This window comes from Mycobacterium conspicuum (assembly GCF_010730195.1).
Taxonomy (GTDB): Bacteria; Actinomycetota; Actinomycetes; order Mycobacteriales; family Mycobacteriaceae; genus Mycobacterium; species Mycobacterium conspicuum.
Genome location: NZ_AP022613.1, coordinates 6,070,646 through 6,085,732, shown reverse-complemented (window position 1 = coordinate 6,085,732; position 15,087 = coordinate 6,070,646). Strand labels below are relative to the sequence as shown.

Annotated in this window: 12 protein-coding genes and 1 riboswitch; of the genes, 6 read left to right on the top strand and 6 right to left on the bottom strand. The window is 68.3% G+C overall.

Annotated elements, in window-relative coordinates; genetic code table 11:
* Positions 1 to 81: 81 nt before the first annotated feature.
* Together G6N66_RS28000 and G6N66_RS27995 are read left to right on the top strand one after the other, a co-directional pair.
* Positions 82 to 2,250, top strand: coding sequence for an elongation factor G-like protein EF-G2 (locus tag G6N66_RS28000; protein ID WP_085231888.1), 2,169 nt, complete (start codon positions 82 to 84; stop codon positions 2,248 to 2,250).
* A gap of 20 nt (positions 2,251 to 2,270) precedes the next feature.
* Entirely contained in the window at positions 2,271 to 2,735 is a 465-nt protein-coding gene (locus G6N66_RS27995; RefSeq protein ID WP_085231923.1) for a DUF2231 domain-containing protein, read from the top strand.
* A gap of 25 nt (positions 2,736 to 2,760) precedes the next feature.
* On the opposite strand, the gene G6N66_RS27990 is transcribed toward G6N66_RS27995, so the two are convergent.
* Positions 2,761 to 4,296 (bottom strand): FadD7 family fatty acid--CoA ligase, encoded by a 1,536-nt coding sequence (locus G6N66_RS27990; RefSeq protein ID WP_085231887.1) that lies wholly within the window; start codon positions 4,294 to 4,296, stop codon positions 2,761 to 2,763.
* 156 nt (positions 4,297 to 4,452) lie between these two features.
* Here G6N66_RS27990 and oxc point away from each other — a divergent pair, with 156 nt between their 5' ends.
* Positions 4,453 to 6,150, top strand: a complete 1,698-nt coding sequence (oxc, locus tag G6N66_RS27985) for an oxalyl-CoA decarboxylase (RefSeq protein ID WP_085231886.1) — start codon at positions 4,453 to 4,455, stop codon at positions 6,148 to 6,150.
* Here the strand turns inward: oxc and G6N66_RS27980 are convergent.
* Positions 6,134 to 7,066 (bottom strand): LysR family transcriptional regulator, encoded by a 933-nt coding sequence (locus G6N66_RS27980; RefSeq protein ID WP_085231885.1) that lies wholly within the window; start codon positions 7,064 to 7,066, stop codon positions 6,134 to 6,136. The genes oxc and G6N66_RS27980 overlap by 17 nt on opposite strands.
* A gap of 275 nt (positions 7,067 to 7,341) precedes the next feature.
* Here G6N66_RS27980 and G6N66_RS27975 point away from each other — a divergent pair, with 275 nt between their 5' ends.
* Positions 7,342 to 8,106 (top strand): L,D-transpeptidase, encoded by a 765-nt coding sequence (locus G6N66_RS27975; protein WP_085231884.1) that lies wholly within the window; start codon positions 7,342 to 7,344, stop codon positions 8,104 to 8,106.
* 31 nt (positions 8,107 to 8,137) lie between these two features.
* On the opposite strand, the gene G6N66_RS27970 is transcribed toward G6N66_RS27975, so the two are convergent.
* Positions 8,138 to 8,761 carry a hypothetical protein gene (locus tag G6N66_RS27970; protein WP_085231883.1) on the bottom strand — a complete coding sequence of 208 codons (624 nt, stop codon included), beginning with the start codon at positions 8,759 to 8,761 and terminating at the stop codon, positions 8,138 to 8,140.
* Between the two features lie 123 nt (positions 8,762 to 8,884).
* Between G6N66_RS27970 and G6N66_RS27965 the strand changes: the two genes are divergently transcribed.
* Positions 8,885 to 9,838 carry an NADP-dependent oxidoreductase gene (locus G6N66_RS27965; protein WP_085231882.1) on the top strand — a complete coding sequence of 318 codons (954 nt, stop codon included), beginning with the start codon at positions 8,885 to 8,887 and terminating at the stop codon, positions 9,836 to 9,838.
* On the opposite strand, the gene G6N66_RS27960 is transcribed toward G6N66_RS27965, so the two are convergent.
* Entirely contained in the window at positions 9,830 to 11,638 is a 1,809-nt protein-coding gene (locus tag G6N66_RS27960; protein ID WP_085231881.1) for an NRAMP family divalent metal transporter, read from the bottom strand. The genes G6N66_RS27965 and G6N66_RS27960 overlap by 9 nt on opposite strands.
* A gap of 59 nt (positions 11,639 to 11,697) precedes the next feature.
* A complete protein-coding gene (locus G6N66_RS27955) occupies positions 11,698 to 11,889 on the bottom strand; it encodes a hypothetical protein (protein WP_139825106.1) in 192 nt (63 codons plus the stop codon).
* A 243-nt stretch (positions 11,890 to 12,132) separates the two neighbouring features.
* A riboswitch (M-box (ykoK) riboswitch) is annotated at positions 12,133 to 12,303 on the bottom strand.
* 69 nt (positions 12,304 to 12,372) lie between these two features.
* Between G6N66_RS27955 and G6N66_RS27950 the strand changes: the two genes are divergently transcribed.
* Positions 12,373 to 13,032: an O-methyltransferase gene (locus G6N66_RS27950; RefSeq protein WP_085231879.1), complete on the top strand. Its 660-nt coding sequence runs from the start codon at positions 12,373 to 12,375 to the stop codon at positions 13,030 to 13,032.
* A 7-nt stretch (positions 13,033 to 13,039) separates the two neighbouring features.
* Here the strand turns inward: G6N66_RS27950 and G6N66_RS27945 are convergent, their stop codons facing one another.
* Positions 13,040 to 15,040 carry an acyltransferase family protein gene (locus tag G6N66_RS27945; RefSeq protein WP_085231878.1) on the bottom strand — a complete coding sequence of 667 codons (2,001 nt, stop codon included), beginning with the start codon at positions 15,038 to 15,040 and terminating at the stop codon, positions 13,040 to 13,042.
* Positions 15,041 to 15,087 lie beyond the last annotated feature (47 nt).

The window sequence follows — 15,087 nt, the reverse complement described above, 5'->3', positions numbered from 1 at the left end:
CCAGTTGGGAGAAAAGTTGCTTACGGGTGTGGCCTAGAACACATCAGCACCCACCCGCCGAGCGAACACCGGAGGTATGTCATGGCCGACAGAGCGAATGGTTCCCAGGGCGCGGCAGCCGCACCCACCGCGGACGGTCCGAGCGCCGTTCGCAATGTGGTCTTGGTCGGGCCGTCGGGCGGCGGCAAGACCACCCTCGTCGAGGCGCTGTTGGTCGCGGGCGGGGTGCTCAACCGGCAGGGCTCGGTGGTGGAGGGCACCACGGTCTGCGACTTCGAGGAGGCGGAGATCCGCCAACAGCGGTCGGTCGGGGTTGCCGTGGCCTCCCTGTCGCACGACGGGATCAAGGTCAACCTCATCGACACGCCCGGATACGCCGATTTCGTGGGCGAGTTGCGGGCCGGGTTGCGGGCCGCCGATTGCGCGCTGTTCGTCATCGCGGCGAACGAGGGCGTCGACGAGCCGACCAAGTCGCTGTGGCAGGAATGCAGCCAGGTCGGCATGCCCCGCGCGGTGGTGATCACCAAGCTCGACCACGCCAGGGCGAACTACCAAGAGGCGTTAGCCGCGGCGCAAAACGCGTTCGGCGACAAGGTTTTACCGCTCTACCTGCCGACCGGCATGCCGTCGTGCACGGGCCTGATCGGATTGCTCTCACAGACTTACTACAAGTACGACGGCGGTAAGCGCACCACCCAGCCGCCGGACCCGTCGGACGCGGACCGCATCGAGGAGGCCCGGGGCACCCTGATCGAGGGCATCATCGAGGAGTCCGAGGACGAATCCCTGATGGAGCGTTACCTGGGCGGCGAAAAGATCGACGAGTCGGTGCTGGTCGAGGACTTGGAGCGCGCCGTCGCGCGGGGCTCCTTCTTCCCGGTGATCCCGGTGTGCAGCGGTACCGGTGTCGGCACGCTCGAGCTGCTGGAGATCGCGACCCGCGGCTTCCCGTCCCCGCTGGAACACCCGCTACCCGAGGTCTTCACCCCGCAGGGCGCCGCCCACGCCACGCTGGCCTGCGACGCGGGCGGACCGCTGCTGGCCGAGGTGGTCAAGACGACGTCGGACCCCTACGTCGGCAGGGTCAGCCTGGTCCGGGTGTTCTCCGGGACCATCAAGCCCGACGCGACGGTTCACGTGTCGGGCCATTTTTCGTCCTTCTTCGGGGGAACCGACGGCGACGGCAGCCTGAGCGCGCACCCCGACCACGACGAAGACGAACGGATCGGCGTGCTGTCGTTTCCGCTGGGCAAACAGCAGCGGCCGGCGTCGGCCGTGGTGGCGGGCGACATCTGCGCGATCGGCAAGCTGGGTCGCGCCGAAACCGGCGACACGCTGTCGGACAAGGCTCATCCGCTGGTGCTCAGGCCCTGGACCATGCCGGAGCCGCTGTTGCCCATCGCCATTGCGGCGCACGCCAAGGCCGATGAAGACAAGCTGTCGGTCGGCCTGGGCCGGTTGGCCGCCGAGGACCCGACGTTGCGCATCGAGCAGAACCAGGAAACACACCAGATCGTGCTGTGGTGCATGGGCGAGGCCCACGCCGGCGTCGTCCTCGACGCGCTGGCCAGTCGGTACGGCGTCACCGTGGACACGATCGAATTGCGGGTGCCGCTGCGAGAAACCATCAGCGGCAAGGCGAAAGGCCACGGCCGCCACATCAAGCAGTCCGGCGGGCACGGGCAGTACGCGGTGTGTGACATCGAGGTGGAGCCGCTACCCGAGGGCTCGGGGTTCGAGTTCGTCGACAAGGTGGTGGGCGGCGCGGTACCGCGGAACTTCATCCCGAGCGTGGAGAAGGGGGTCCGTGCGCAGATGGAGAAGGGGGTCCTCGCGGGGTACCCGGTCGTCGACATCCGGGTCACGCTGTTCGACGGCAAGGCGCACAGCGTCGACTCTTCGGACTTCGCCTTCCAGATGGCCGGCGGGCTGGCGTTGCGGGAGGCGGCGGCCGCGACCAAGGTGACGTTGCTCGAGCCGATCGACGAGATCTCGGTGTTGGTACCCGACGATTTCGTCGGCGCGGTAATGGGCGACCTGTCCAGCCGTCGGGGCCGGGTGCTGGGCACCGACACCGCGGGCCACGAGCGTACGGTCGTGAAAGCCGAAGTCCCGCAGGTGGAATTGACGCGCTACGCCATCGACCTGCGCTCGCTGGCGCACGGGGCGGCATCGTTCACCCGGTCGTTCGTCCGCTATGAACCGATGCCGGAATCCGCGGCCGCCAAAGTGAAAGCCGACGTCACCTAGAGTCCTGCGTTGTGCCTTCGATTTCTACGGTCAACGGGCTGCCCGCCCATATCCTGCTGAACCATTTCGTCGTCGTCCTGGGGCCACTGACCGCGATCCTGGCGATCCTTTGCGCGCTGTGGCCCGCGGCGCGGCGCCGGCTGATCTGGCTGGTGCTGGTGCTGTCGGTGGGCACGCTGATCCTGACCCCGTTGACCACCGACTCGGGTGGGTGGCTGATGGGGAAGGTCGGCGCGTCGCCCCCGGTGCGGGCGCACGCCGAACTGGGCGACACCCTGATCTACATGGTGGCCGCGCTGACGGCGACCGTCGTTGTGTTGACCGTCGTCCACGTTCGCCAGGCCCGCGGACGGACGGTGCGAGCCGGCCTGCACGCGGTGGTCGGGGTGCTGGTCGTCGCCGCCGCCGTGGCCACGCTGGTGCAGACCTACCGCGTCGGCGAGTCGGGTGCGCGCGCGGCGTGGGGAACCGTCGCCTCCCCGTAGAGCGTGTGCGTGGTTAGTTCCCGGATCACGCGCCGCCGAACTGTTCGGCAACCGCGCGGCGGTCCAGCGAGCCTTTCGCGGTGTGCGGCAGGGCGCTCGCCTCGCGGAAGCTGGCCGGCACCTCGAAGGACGCCAGTCGCTCCCGGCAGAACTCGGCGAGCTGCGCCGGCGCCGCGGATCCACGCGGCACGATCACCGCGGCCACGGCCTCCCCGTAGAGCTTGTCCGGCACACCGAACACGGCGGCCTCCAGCACGTCGGGATGGCTGGCCAGCACGCCTTCCACCCGCTCGGGTGAGATCTTTTCGCCGCCCCGGTTGATGAGTTCCTTGATCCTGCCGCGGATGATCAGGTCGCCCGCCGCGGACAGCGATCCCAGATCACCGGTGCGCAACCATCCCTCGGTGAAGTTGGCCGCGGTGATCGCGGGGTCGCCGAGGTAGCCACGCACCACCGTGGGCCCGTGCAGCCAGACCTCGCCGACGCCGCCCTGGGGCAGCGGCTGTCCGTCGGCGCCGACGATGCGGATCTCGGGCCCCGTCGACCGGCCCACCAAACCTGCTGTCGCGGCGGGGTTTTCGTCGCTGTCGATGCTGGTGGTGCTGACCTGGTGGGTGGCTTCGGTCATGCCGAAGGCGCACACCACGGGCGCGGAGAACACCTCGTGCAACGCTTGCGCGGTCTCGGGGGTGAGCGGCGCGGAGCAACTGCGGATGAACCGCAGCGCGGCCGGGCGCCGTTGCGCCGCGTCGGTCTTGTTGCGCTCCAACAGGATCTGGTGGATCGTCGGCACCGCCGTGTACCAGGTGGCGCCGACGGCGTCGATGTCGTCCCAGAACGTGTGCGCCGAGAACCGGCCGCGGGCGGGCAGCAACACCGCACCCCCGGACGCCAGGGTCGACAGCAACGCGGCGATCAGCCCGTGCCCGTGGTAGAGCGGCATCACCGCGACGGTCGCGTCGTGCGGCCCGAGCCCATACTCGGCGATGATCGCCCGCACCGAGGCGGCGATGTTGGCCCGCGTCCAGGGCACCATTTTCGGCAAACCCGTTGTCCCGCCGGTGAACATGATCATCGCGTCGTCCTCCCGCAGCCCTTCGGGAGCGGAGTCCGCCGGGTGGGCTGGCGTGGCCGGGCCCAGCCGCACCGACGGCTGCTCGCCGACGGACACCGCGATCGGCCAGTGCGGCACCGGCGATCCCTCCGCGTCGCCATCGCCGTCGACGAGCATCACCCGCGCGCCGGCCGCTTGGCTGCGGGCGCACTGATCGCCCGCCGGCAGGGCCGGGTCCAACGGAACCACGATCAGGTCCGCCCGAGACGCCGCCAACAGGCCGACAACGAACTCGGCGTTGCTGGCCGCGCGCAACGCCACGCGATCGCCCGCCCGCAGGCCGCCTCGCGTCAGCTGGCCGGCGAGGTCGTCGACGAGGCGGACTAAATCGCCGTAGCCGAGCCGAACGTGATCGGCCGTGACGAGGAGGGCCGGCGCGGCCGGCCGCCCGGTCGCGGCGGCCTCGACCAGATCGGCGATGCGGGGGCTGGAGGATTCGGTGCTCATGCTTTGACCATGCCGGGCGACCCCGTGCCGCGTCCAATATCGATCCCCGATGAGTTGATAGACGCCGTGAATCGCCGGATAGCCGGCCGGTCTTGGACACTGACGGGTCACGCGGACCACAGTGATTACTGAGCAGACACGCAAAGGAGTCGCGACATGACCACGACCCGTTCGACCGATGGCTTCCATCTCGTGGTGGACGCCCTCAAGGCCAACGACGTCGACACCATCTACGGGATCGTCGGCATCCCGATCACCGACCTCGCTCGCGTCGCGCAGGCGTCCGGGATCCGCTACATAGGCTTCCGGCAGGAGGCCTCCGCCGGCAACGCGGCCGCCGCCGCCGGCTACCTGACCAAGCGGCCGGGCGTCTGCCTGACGACCTCCGGCCCCGGCTTTCTCAACGGCCTGCCCGCGTTGGCCAACGCCACCACCAACTGCTTTCCGATGATCCAGATCTCCGGATCGAGCAATCGGGCGATCGTGGACTTGCAGCGGGGCGACTACCAAGACCTCGACCAGCTCAACGCCGCAAGGCCTTTCGCGAAGGCGGCGTACCGGATCGGCCGGGTGGAGGACATCGGGCGCGGCGTCGCGCGCGCGATCCGCACCGCGGCCGCCGGCCGACCGGGCGGTGTGTATCTCGACATCCCCGGCGACGTGCTGGGGCAGTCCATCGACGCCGCGGCCGCCGCGGACACGATCTGGCGCGTCGTCGACCCGGCCCCGAGGCAGCTGCCCGCAACCGAGGCCGTCGATCGCGCGCTCGGTGTGCTGGGCCACGCTGAGCGACCGCTGATCGTGCTCGGCAAGGGCGCGGCGTACGCGCAGGCCGACAACGTGATTCGAGAGTTTGTGGAGCGCACCGGGATTCCGTTCCTGCCGATGTCGATGGCCAAGGGGCTGCTGCCGGACTCGCACCCCCAGTCGGTGGCGGCCGCGCGTTCGCTGGCGATCGCGCGCGCGGACGCGGTCCTGCTGGTCGGCGCCCGGCTGAACTGGCTGCTCGGCCACGGGGAATCACCGCAATGGTCGGCCTCAACGACCGAAGGGGTGAAGTTCATCCAAGTCGACATCGCCGCAGCGGAATTCGACAGCAACCGGCCGATCGCGGCCCCGCTGGCCGGTGACATCGGCTCGGTGATGTCCGCGCTACTCGACGCCGTGTCGGCGCATCCGCTGGCCGTCCCCGAAAAGTGGGCGGAGGAACTGGCCGAGCGCAAGGCCACCAACGAGGCCAAGATGCGCCGGCAGCTGGCCGATGATCCACACCCGATGCGGTTCTACAACGCGTTGGCCGCCATTCGCGGTGTCCTGCAGTCGAATCCAGATGTCTATGTCGTCAACGAGGGAGCCAATGCCCTGGACCTGGCGCGCAATGTCATCGATATGGAAGTGCCGCGGCACCGGCTCGACACCGGAACCTGGGGCGTCATGGGTATCGGCATGGGCTACGCCATCGCCGCGGCCGTCGAGACCGGCATGCCGGTGGTCGCGATCGAGGGCGACAGCGCATTTGGCTTCAGCGGCATGGAAATCGAGACCATCTGCCGCTACCGGCTGCCAATCACCGTTGTCATCCTCAACAACGGCGGCGTGTACCGCGGTGACGAGGCCACGACGGCCGGTGACCCCGCGCCCACCGTGCTCAATGCCCGCGCTCGTCACGAATTGATCGCGGAAGCGTTCGGCGGCAAGGGGTATCACGTCGCTACGCCCTCCGAGCTACACGCCGCGCTGACCGCGGCGATCGCGTCGAAGGGACCGTCGATCGTCGACTGCGAACTGGATCCGGCCGCCGGCGTGGAAAGCGGCCACCTGGCCAGCCGCAACCCGGTCAGCGCCGTCGGGTGATTTCCGCGAGCTGGTCGTCGAAAAACTCGTGCAGCGCCAGCCCTTTCGCGCTCGCGGTCAGCGCGCGCGCCACCGGGGATCCCGGCCCTGCGGAGTTAGTGGCCAACGCAACCTGGGCGGTCAGCTTCGGGTCGGACAGCTCGACCGCTCGGAGATCCCCGCCCATCGGATTGGTCCACAGCCAGGTGTGCGGAACGATGCACGCCCAATCACCGGTTGCGGCTTGCGCGAATAGCGATGCGACCGAGTCGGTTTCGACCTGGGGTGTCACCGCTATGGAGTGGTCGGCGAACGCCCGATCGATCATCTGGCGATCGCGCATACCGGGGGTGAGCAGCGCCAGCGGCAGCTGCGCGGCGTCCGGCCAGGCCAGGCTGGATGCGCCGGCGGGCAGCATATCCGCCGGCGCCAGCAGCACGTAGTGCTCGTCATACAGCGGGACCAGGTCGACCTCGTCCGCCCCGTCGGGGGCGACGTGCACGATCACCGCGTCGAGTTCGAAGTCGGCCATCCGCCGGTACAGTTCGGTGGCCGCGAGCCGGGAACGGATCTGCACCTTGACCAACGGGTGCGCCGAGCAGAACGCGGACAGCACCAGCGACGCGGTGGTCGAGGCGGTGGGAACGGTGCCGAGCCGAAGGGTGCCGGTGACGCCGGACCGCACCGCATCCACCTCGGCCTTGAACGCATCGTGTTCGGCCAGAATCCGCTTGGCCCACACGACCAAGCGCTCGCCCTCCGGCGTGAGGCCCTCGAAGCTGTGTCCGCGGTTGATCAGCGTGACGTTGAGCTCCCGCTCCAGCTTGGCGATCGCGGCCGACAGCGCGGGCTGCGAGACGTAGCACTTCTCGGCCGCGCGCGCGAAGTGCCGCTCCTGGGCGACCGCGACGAAATATTCCAGCTGGCGGAAGAGCACAAACCAGTGTCGCAGACCCCGGAAACAGCCACCCGCGTCTCGCCTGCCGGACGCACCAGCCCCGCACGGCGCGAGATGGACTGATGCCCAGCGAATCCCGAGCTGCGTCATTGCGGGGCGGGAAAACGCGGATCGGCACCCCTTCCGAAATCGAACGGTGACCAGCCTGTTACCGAGCTGGTCGGTGACCGTGTCATAGTTTGCTGAAAACCGTCATGGGTGGACCGCAATTACAATACGGTGGTGTGATCGCGCCGTCTCGAAGGGTTAACGCTATGCGCCGCGCTGCTCGTTATCTAGTCGTCATCGGCGTAATGGCCGTGATGACGGTGGCGGGTTCGCTCAGCCTCAGCCAACTCAGCCAGGCTGCGGTCCCGTTGCCGCAGCCGGTTCCCGCCATCGCCTCCGTTTTGCCGAGTGACGGCGCGGTGGTGGGTGTCGCGCACCCCGTCGTGGTGACGTTCACCGCGCCGGTCACCGATCGCGGCGCCGTCGAGCGGTCCATCCACGTCAGCTCGCCCAGCAACACAACCGGACACTTCGAGTGGGTTGAGAACAACGTCGTGCAGTGGGTTCCTGCCCACTACTGGCCCGCCCACACCCACGTGTCGGTGGGTGTGCAGGCGCTGACGACGGGCTTCGACACCGGTGATGCACTGCTCGGCGTCGCCAGCCTGTCCGCGCATACCTTCACGGTCAGCCGGAACGGCGAGGTCCTGCGCACCATGCCGGCGTCCATGGGCAAGCCCTCACGCCCGACGCCGATCGGCAACTTCACCGCCTTGGAGAAGGAACGGTCCGTCGTGATGGACTCGCGGACCATCGGCATCCCGCTGAGTTCACCGGAGGGCTACAAGATCACCGCGCAGTACGCGGTCCGGGTCACCTGGAGCGGCGTCTACGTGCACTCCGCCCCATGGTCGGTGGACTCGCAGGGCTACGCCAACGTCAGCCACGGCTGCATCAACCTGAGCCCGGACAACGCCGCGTGGTACTTCAACAACGTGAGCGTCGGCGACCCCATCGAAGTCGTCGCCTGACGAAAAGCACTGCGGCCCAACGCAGATGGGCCTAGCTGGCGAGCCCCTTCTTGATCGCGGCATCCTGCTTGCCGGCGATTTCTTTGGCGATGTCCGCGTCGATCGGGTCGCCGGGCGCGCTGTCGAACTCCAGGTTCACCAGCGCCTTGCCCTCGGTGAACAACAGCACCGTGACGGCCTGAGAATTGTCCGGTGAGGCGCCCGAGATCATTGCGCCGTTGGAGCCGACGTCGACGGGCTGCCAATCGCCGCTGACCTTGCCCGCGTAATTCGTTTTGGTGTTGTCGAGTCCGGCCGCCGCCGCCGCGGGATCGGCGACGATCAGGATGGTGTCGCCGATGCGGCGGCTGTTGTCGGGGTTGGCGAACAGCTGCGCCACACCGGTCGCGCCGTTGGGATTGACCACGGGCGGTTGGGGGGCGCTCAGGTCTCCGCCGATGTCGGTGGGCTTGATCAACAGCGAGGTGTAATCGGTGGGTTGGGCCGACGTCGTTGTTCCCGAGGCGGTCGATGAGGGCGCCGCGGTGGCCGAGGTCGCCCTCGACGACGTGGACGACGGTGCCGCGGTTTTGTTTCCGGTGCTGCAGGCGCTACCGGTGGCGCCGACCGCGAGGGCGGCCGCAATGCAGCAGACGGGGATCCGGGCGAGCTTCATGGCACTCCTTCCGACCCCCGCGGCGCTTGAGGCTACTGCGAAATGCGGTCCCGAACAAGGCGTCATTTGGCGGCCTATGCTGGCGCCGGGAGGGCTAGGTTCGACGAGGGCAAGGAGCAGGAGATGACGGCTGCCCGTCTTTCTCAAGCGCGTGCCGTGCGGTTCGACCGTTACGGGGGCCGTGAGGTGTTGTATGTGGCGGACATCGAGATGCCGTCGCCGGGGCCGGGCGAGGTCGTGGTCGAGGTCCGCGCGGCAGGGATCAACCCCGGTGAGGCCGGCATCCGCGTCGGTGCGATGCATGAGATGTTTCCGGCCACCTTTCCGTCCGGTGAGGGCAGCGACCTTGCCGGTGTGGTGACCGCGGTGGGTGCCGACGTCACCGAGTTCTCGGTCGGCGACGAGGTCTTGGGGTTCAGCTTTCGCCGATCCAGCCATGCCACCCACACCGCCGTGCCGGTGGACCAACTGATCCGCAAGCCTCCCCAATTGCGTTGGGAAGTAGCCGGTGCGCTGTACGTGGTCGGCGCGACGGCCTATGCCGCCGTGCGGGCGGTCGCGCCGCAACCCGGTGAGACCGTGGCCGTTTCGGCGGCCGCCGGCGGAGTCGGCAGCCTCGTCGTGCAGCTGTTGGTTCTGCGCAAGTCACGTGTGCTTGGCATCGCGGGCCCGGGCAACGCCGACTGGCTGCGCGCCCACAATGTCATCCCGATCGCCTACGGAGACGGGTTGGCCGATCGGCTGCGGGAGGCGGCGCCCGACGGAATCGATGCGTTCATCGACTTGTTCGGCCCCGACTACGTCCAGCTCGCCGTCGACCTCGGCGTGCAGCCGCAGCGCATCGACACCATCATCTCGTTTCAGAAGGCCGGCGAGGTCGGCGCCAAGACCGAGGGCAGTGTGGACGCGTCCACCCGGGAAGTGCTGAACGAAATGACCGACCTGATCGTCAGCGGCGCCATTGACTTCGAGATCGCCGCGACCTACCCGCTGGACCGGGTCGCCGACGCGTTCGAAGAACTCGAGAAGCGACACACGCGCGGCAAAATCGTTCTGCTGCCCAACAATTCAGAATGAGCCGGCCGGTGCGGCCACCGCGACCTCGACGATCTTGATCACCACGAACACGACGGCCAACACCAGGTAACCGCGCAACGCCAGCAGTCCGGCCCGGCGGACCGGCGACATGACCGGCCGGTCCAGGCTGGCCAGGTTCGGGGTCTGCCAGTTCGCCCGGTCCTGTCGAAGAACGGCACGCCGTTCGGCGCGGGTGAGGGACGCCGTGTTCTCGATCTCGTCGACTTCCTCGGGATCGAGGCCACCACCAAACGCTTGCGAGATGATCTCCGCCTTCCGGCGATCACTTGACCGACGACCGGCGACAATCGTGACCGCGCCGCCCACGATGCCGATCACCGCACCCGCCGCGAGCCCGACCTCGATGGTGGCGGTGGGCAAGTCCTTGAAGAAGGTGGTAGCCGTCAATGCCAACGACAACAGCACCAGCGACCAGACGATGGTCCACGCAAGGATGTTCTGCCGCACCGTATTTACCCATGGGCCCAACAACGCGCGGTCGTTGCACAGCAGAACGAGAAACACGGTGGCCGAGGGCAGCAAGACACCGGCGAGCGCCTGCACGCCCTGAGTCACCAGGCCCAGGACGGGGTCGGGGCTGAACGCCACCGCCGCCGAGACGGTGAGCAGCAACGCGTATCCGCCGTAGAACAACGGGGCCTGGCTGATCTTCCAGTGCAGCGAGTGGCGCTTGCCCAGCGCGTCGCCGACGGCGTAGGTGGTCGCCAGCCCGATGGCGTTGGCCCCGATCAGCGATGCGTCCAGCAAGATGATCGCGAACATCACCCCCATCGGGTGACCGACGTGGTTGGACAGCGCGGTCGCCACCGCACCCGCGTCGGTGAAGTTGCCGGCCGCGCCGGTGCCGGTCAAGCCGAACGCGGTCACCGCCATCAGCACCGAAGCGCCGGCCATGACCACGACGATCCCGATGACCAAATCGGCTCGCGCATAGGGAATCCAGCGCGCCGTGATGCGCTTGTCCACGACGTTGGACTGCTGGAAGAACAGCTGCCACGGCGCCACCGTGGTGCCCACGATCGCGACGGTCAACAGCAGCACGGTGGAGTTCAGGCCGCCGGGGAACTGCGGAACCAGCCCGGCGGCAGTCGCTTTCACAGTGGGATGTGCCATCAGCGCCATCGGGATGATCAGCACGTTCACCGCGATCAGCAGGAACATCAGCCCTTCCCAGCGACGGAACGAGCCCCCGGCCACGACGGCGAACAACAGCGCGGCGGCGGCCGGAACCGCAACGACCTTCGGGCAGCCCAGGAACCCGAGGGCCAGTGCGACGCCGATGAATTCGGTGACGATGGTCAATGCGTTGACGATCAGCAGGTCACCGATGCTGAAGGCGCCCCAGAATTTCCCGAAACGCTCGATGATCAAGCGTGCGTGGCCCACTCGGCTGACCGCGCCCAACCGCAGCACCATTTCCTGGTTCACGTAGAGCACCGGGATCATCAGGGCCAGCGTCCACAGCAGGCCCATCCCGTAGTTCTGGCCGGCCTGGGTGTAGGTGGCCACACCGCCCGCGTCATTGTCGCCGACCATCACGATGAGGCCCGGACCGGTAATGACCATCAGCGTCCGCAGGCGCCGGAAGCGCCCACCGAAGATCCCGGAGGGCTCGGTGCCGTCGCGCCGGATGCGGCCGAACGCGCCGACGATATCGCCGACGTGCGCCGGATCCAGCACGGCCTGGCCGGGTTCCGGGTTTTCGTTCGGGGCGGCCGCAGCGCCGCGACCGAGGATGGCGCGAAGGCCACCGCGGTACTGCGTGGAGAGGGAAGCCATGGGACTCTCGTTCACTGAAGAGGGGCCGAACTACGTCGTGTGCTGCGCGGCGTAGTCAGTCAACGGCGCTCGCCTGCTGTCGGCGGTGCGAGCACCGCAAGCGGCGTCCGCGACACGTACCGGTCGGCGCGCTCTTGCGGGGTCGGGATGCGCAGGCCGCGCACCTTGTGCGCCAGCCGCCGGCCCGCACGCCGCATCGAGCGACGCTCCACGGAAAAGCCGAAGTCATGGTGTGCAACAACGAAGGTCATGATGTTCTCCTGCCGGGAAGCCCGACGGCTTTCGGCATTCACGCGCATTAAGGCGCGGACGTCTGAGAGGACTCAGGCCACAGAAGGAACGCCGGAACCGGATCGGGACAAGACGGATTTGGGATACGGACTATCGCTGGTATCGCTCATCTCGCCCTCACCTCCTCACGGCCGGGACACACGCGGGTGTCGTCACAGTCACCTGTACGGGAGAGGCGGAAAAGCCCGGCGGAAACACCGCCGGACGCACCCCTCTCGTCGGAGCTTCGGCACTGCACGGCGTATCCGGGGGTCCGGAAGCCACTTGGGCTCAACCCTTGGGTCCGGGAAGAGCTGTCCTGACCCGGGGCGTCTCTCGACGTTCGGGGTCAGTGGCCTGTATCCGTGCAGACGCCTCACCTACCGAGGTGCTTGCAACGTCCCATGGTGGCACGCGATTAACCGCACGTCAAACCCATTTACGTAACGCTTACGCTCGTGGGTATGCCCAACACGTTGCAGGATCTGAAAGTCGCGGCCGAGCTCGACCGGATGTACGCCGAGTCCAAACAACAGATGTCGAAGCTGCGCGAGCTGGGCGCTGGCCTCGGGCGACCGATGACCGCCCAGGAACGCACCGAGGCCTTGAGCGAGTTCTATATCCCGGTGACACCCGAGGCCGGCCGGCTGCTCTACTCTCTGGTGCGCGCGACCCGTCCCGCAACGGTGGTCGAGTTCGGGATGTCCTTCGGGATCTCCGCCATTCATTTGGCGTCGGCGGTGCGCGACAACGGCACCGGCCGCGTGGTGACCACGGAGCTCAGCGAGACCAAGATCGCGGCCGCGAAGCAGACGTTCGCCAAGACCGGACTGGACGACGTGATCACCATCCTCGAAGGGGACGCGCTAGCCACGCTGGCCGACCTGGACGGGCCGGTCGACTTCGTCCTGCTCGACGGGTGGAAAGACCTGTACCTGCCGGTGATCAGGCTGCTCGAACCGCGGCTGTCAGCCGGCGTGCTGGTCGTCGCCGACAACGCCAGCGCCCCGGACATGAAGCCCTACCTCGACCACGTGCGCAGCCCCGACAACGGCTACGAGAGCTTCAACTTCCTCGTCCGGGAGCAGGACAGCATGGAAGTCAGTTGCCGCACGGCCGATTAGCGACCGGTTAACGGGTGCGCACCGAATCCTCGAGCCACGGCGTCAACCACCTGACGCCCTCCGGGGTGAGATGCACCCCGTCGCTGCGGACCTTGATGCCGTCGACCTTGGCGGTGTAAACGCCGTCCGGGCAGAGCTTCTTGTTCAGGTCGAGGATCTGCACGCCCGGATGGTGGCCAACGGTGTTGCGCAGCATGGTGTTCCATTGGTTCACCCGATCCGGTTGATCCTCCGGGTAGGGGCGGCCGTTGGGTTGTTCGCCGCCGCGGCTGTAGGGCACCGTCGCCACCACCACGCGAACACCGGTGGAGCCCACGATATTCAGCGCTCGCTCCAATTCGGCGTTGAGGTACGCGTCGAAGGTCGGGTCACCGATATGCGTCCACTTTCCCTCGTTGACCCGATCCACCGTCTCCCAGCGGCCGATGATCAGCAGCGCGACGTCGGGCTGGTCCCGGCCCATCTGTGTCGACCAGCGCAGCGGCCAGTCGTCGCATTCGGGCTTCTGCTCCAACGTCTTGCCGATGTATCGATACGGCGTGCCGCGCACCAGGCTGCAGCCGATCACGGTGTGGTCGAGGAACGCAAAGCCCGGAGTCGGCGGAAGGAAATGCATCCAGGTCCAGCCGATCGAGTCGCCGAAAACCGATACGGTGAACGGCCGGTTGGGATCTCGCGGGTGGTGACCCGGCCCCGGCGGCGAGGGCGAAATGGCCGCGACCGCCGACACGTCCGGCGGCAGGCCCTCGTGTAGGCCGGGTCCCGTTCCGACCGGAACCACCAACAGCGTCACCGCCGCCGCACTGGCCACCGTGGCCCCCGCCAGCGGCAACAACGGCACCTGCGACGGTCGCCAGCGCCGGATCGGCTGTTCGATCAGCCACCACGACGCGGCGGCCACCGCCACCGTGGCGACACACCGAGCCGCGAACAACGGAAGGCCCGACCATCCGGTGCGTTCGCCGTTGACCGCCAAGAAGATCGGCCAGTGCCACAGATAGACGCCGTAGGAAATGCCGCCCAGCCACACCAACGGGCGCCAGGCCAGCACCCGGGCCACGGCTCCGCGCTGCTCCAGCGCGACCGGGGCGACCACCAGCACGGCCGCGAACGCCACCCCGATCAGCAGCCCGTGCCGGAACTCGGCGACGCCGCCGGTCGCGTGGTGAGCCGCGGCCGCCAGGCCCGCCGCACCGACGACCGGCAACAGCCGCGCGACGCGTCGGCCGGTCCGAGTACGGATCAGGCACCAGCCGCGGTTCAGCGAGGGCCAATCGCGGACCAGCAGAGCCGATGCCGCGGAGCCGATGAGCAACGCCTGCGCGCGGGTGTCGGTGCCGAAATACACCCGGTCGCGGGTGGCGTCCGAGACGACGACGATCGCCACCGCGGCCGACGCCAGCGCGCCCAGGCTGGCCAGCAGGAAGGTCGCGAACCGCACCCCGCCCACCGTGGCCTTGGCGAAGTAGCGCCGGGCCCGCGCCGCCAGCAGCAGGGTCATCACGATCAGCAGGACGGGCCAGAGCAGGTAATACTGCTCCTCCACCCCCAGCGACCAGGTGTGCTGCAGCGGCGAGGGCGGGGCGGCCTGGGTGAAGTAGTCGGTCTTCTGGGCGACGAAGCGCCAGTTGGCCATCCACAAGAAGGCGGCGAGCGCGTCGTTTCGCAGGCCGGCGAGGGATTGGTCGGGCAGCAGTTGGCGGGCCACCGCGACGGTGAGCACCATCAGCACCAGCGCGGGCAGCAACCGTCGGGCGCGGCGGATCCAGAATCCGGTCAGCTCGATCCGGCCGGTGCGCCCCAACTCGTCGAGTAGCAGCGACGTGATGAGGAATCCGGATAGGACGAAGAAGATGTCGACGCCGATGAAGCCGCCGCCCACGCCGGGGATGCCGCCGTGCCCGACGAGCACCAGCGCAACCGCGATGGCGCGCAGCCCGTCCAGCGCGGGAATGCCTTCTCGCCGTTCGGGTTTGTCCCAGACCGCCAGCCGGCCGACGCGGCGCATCGGCGCGACCCAACGCCGCCGCTCAGCAGGAGAACCCGGCGCGGGGA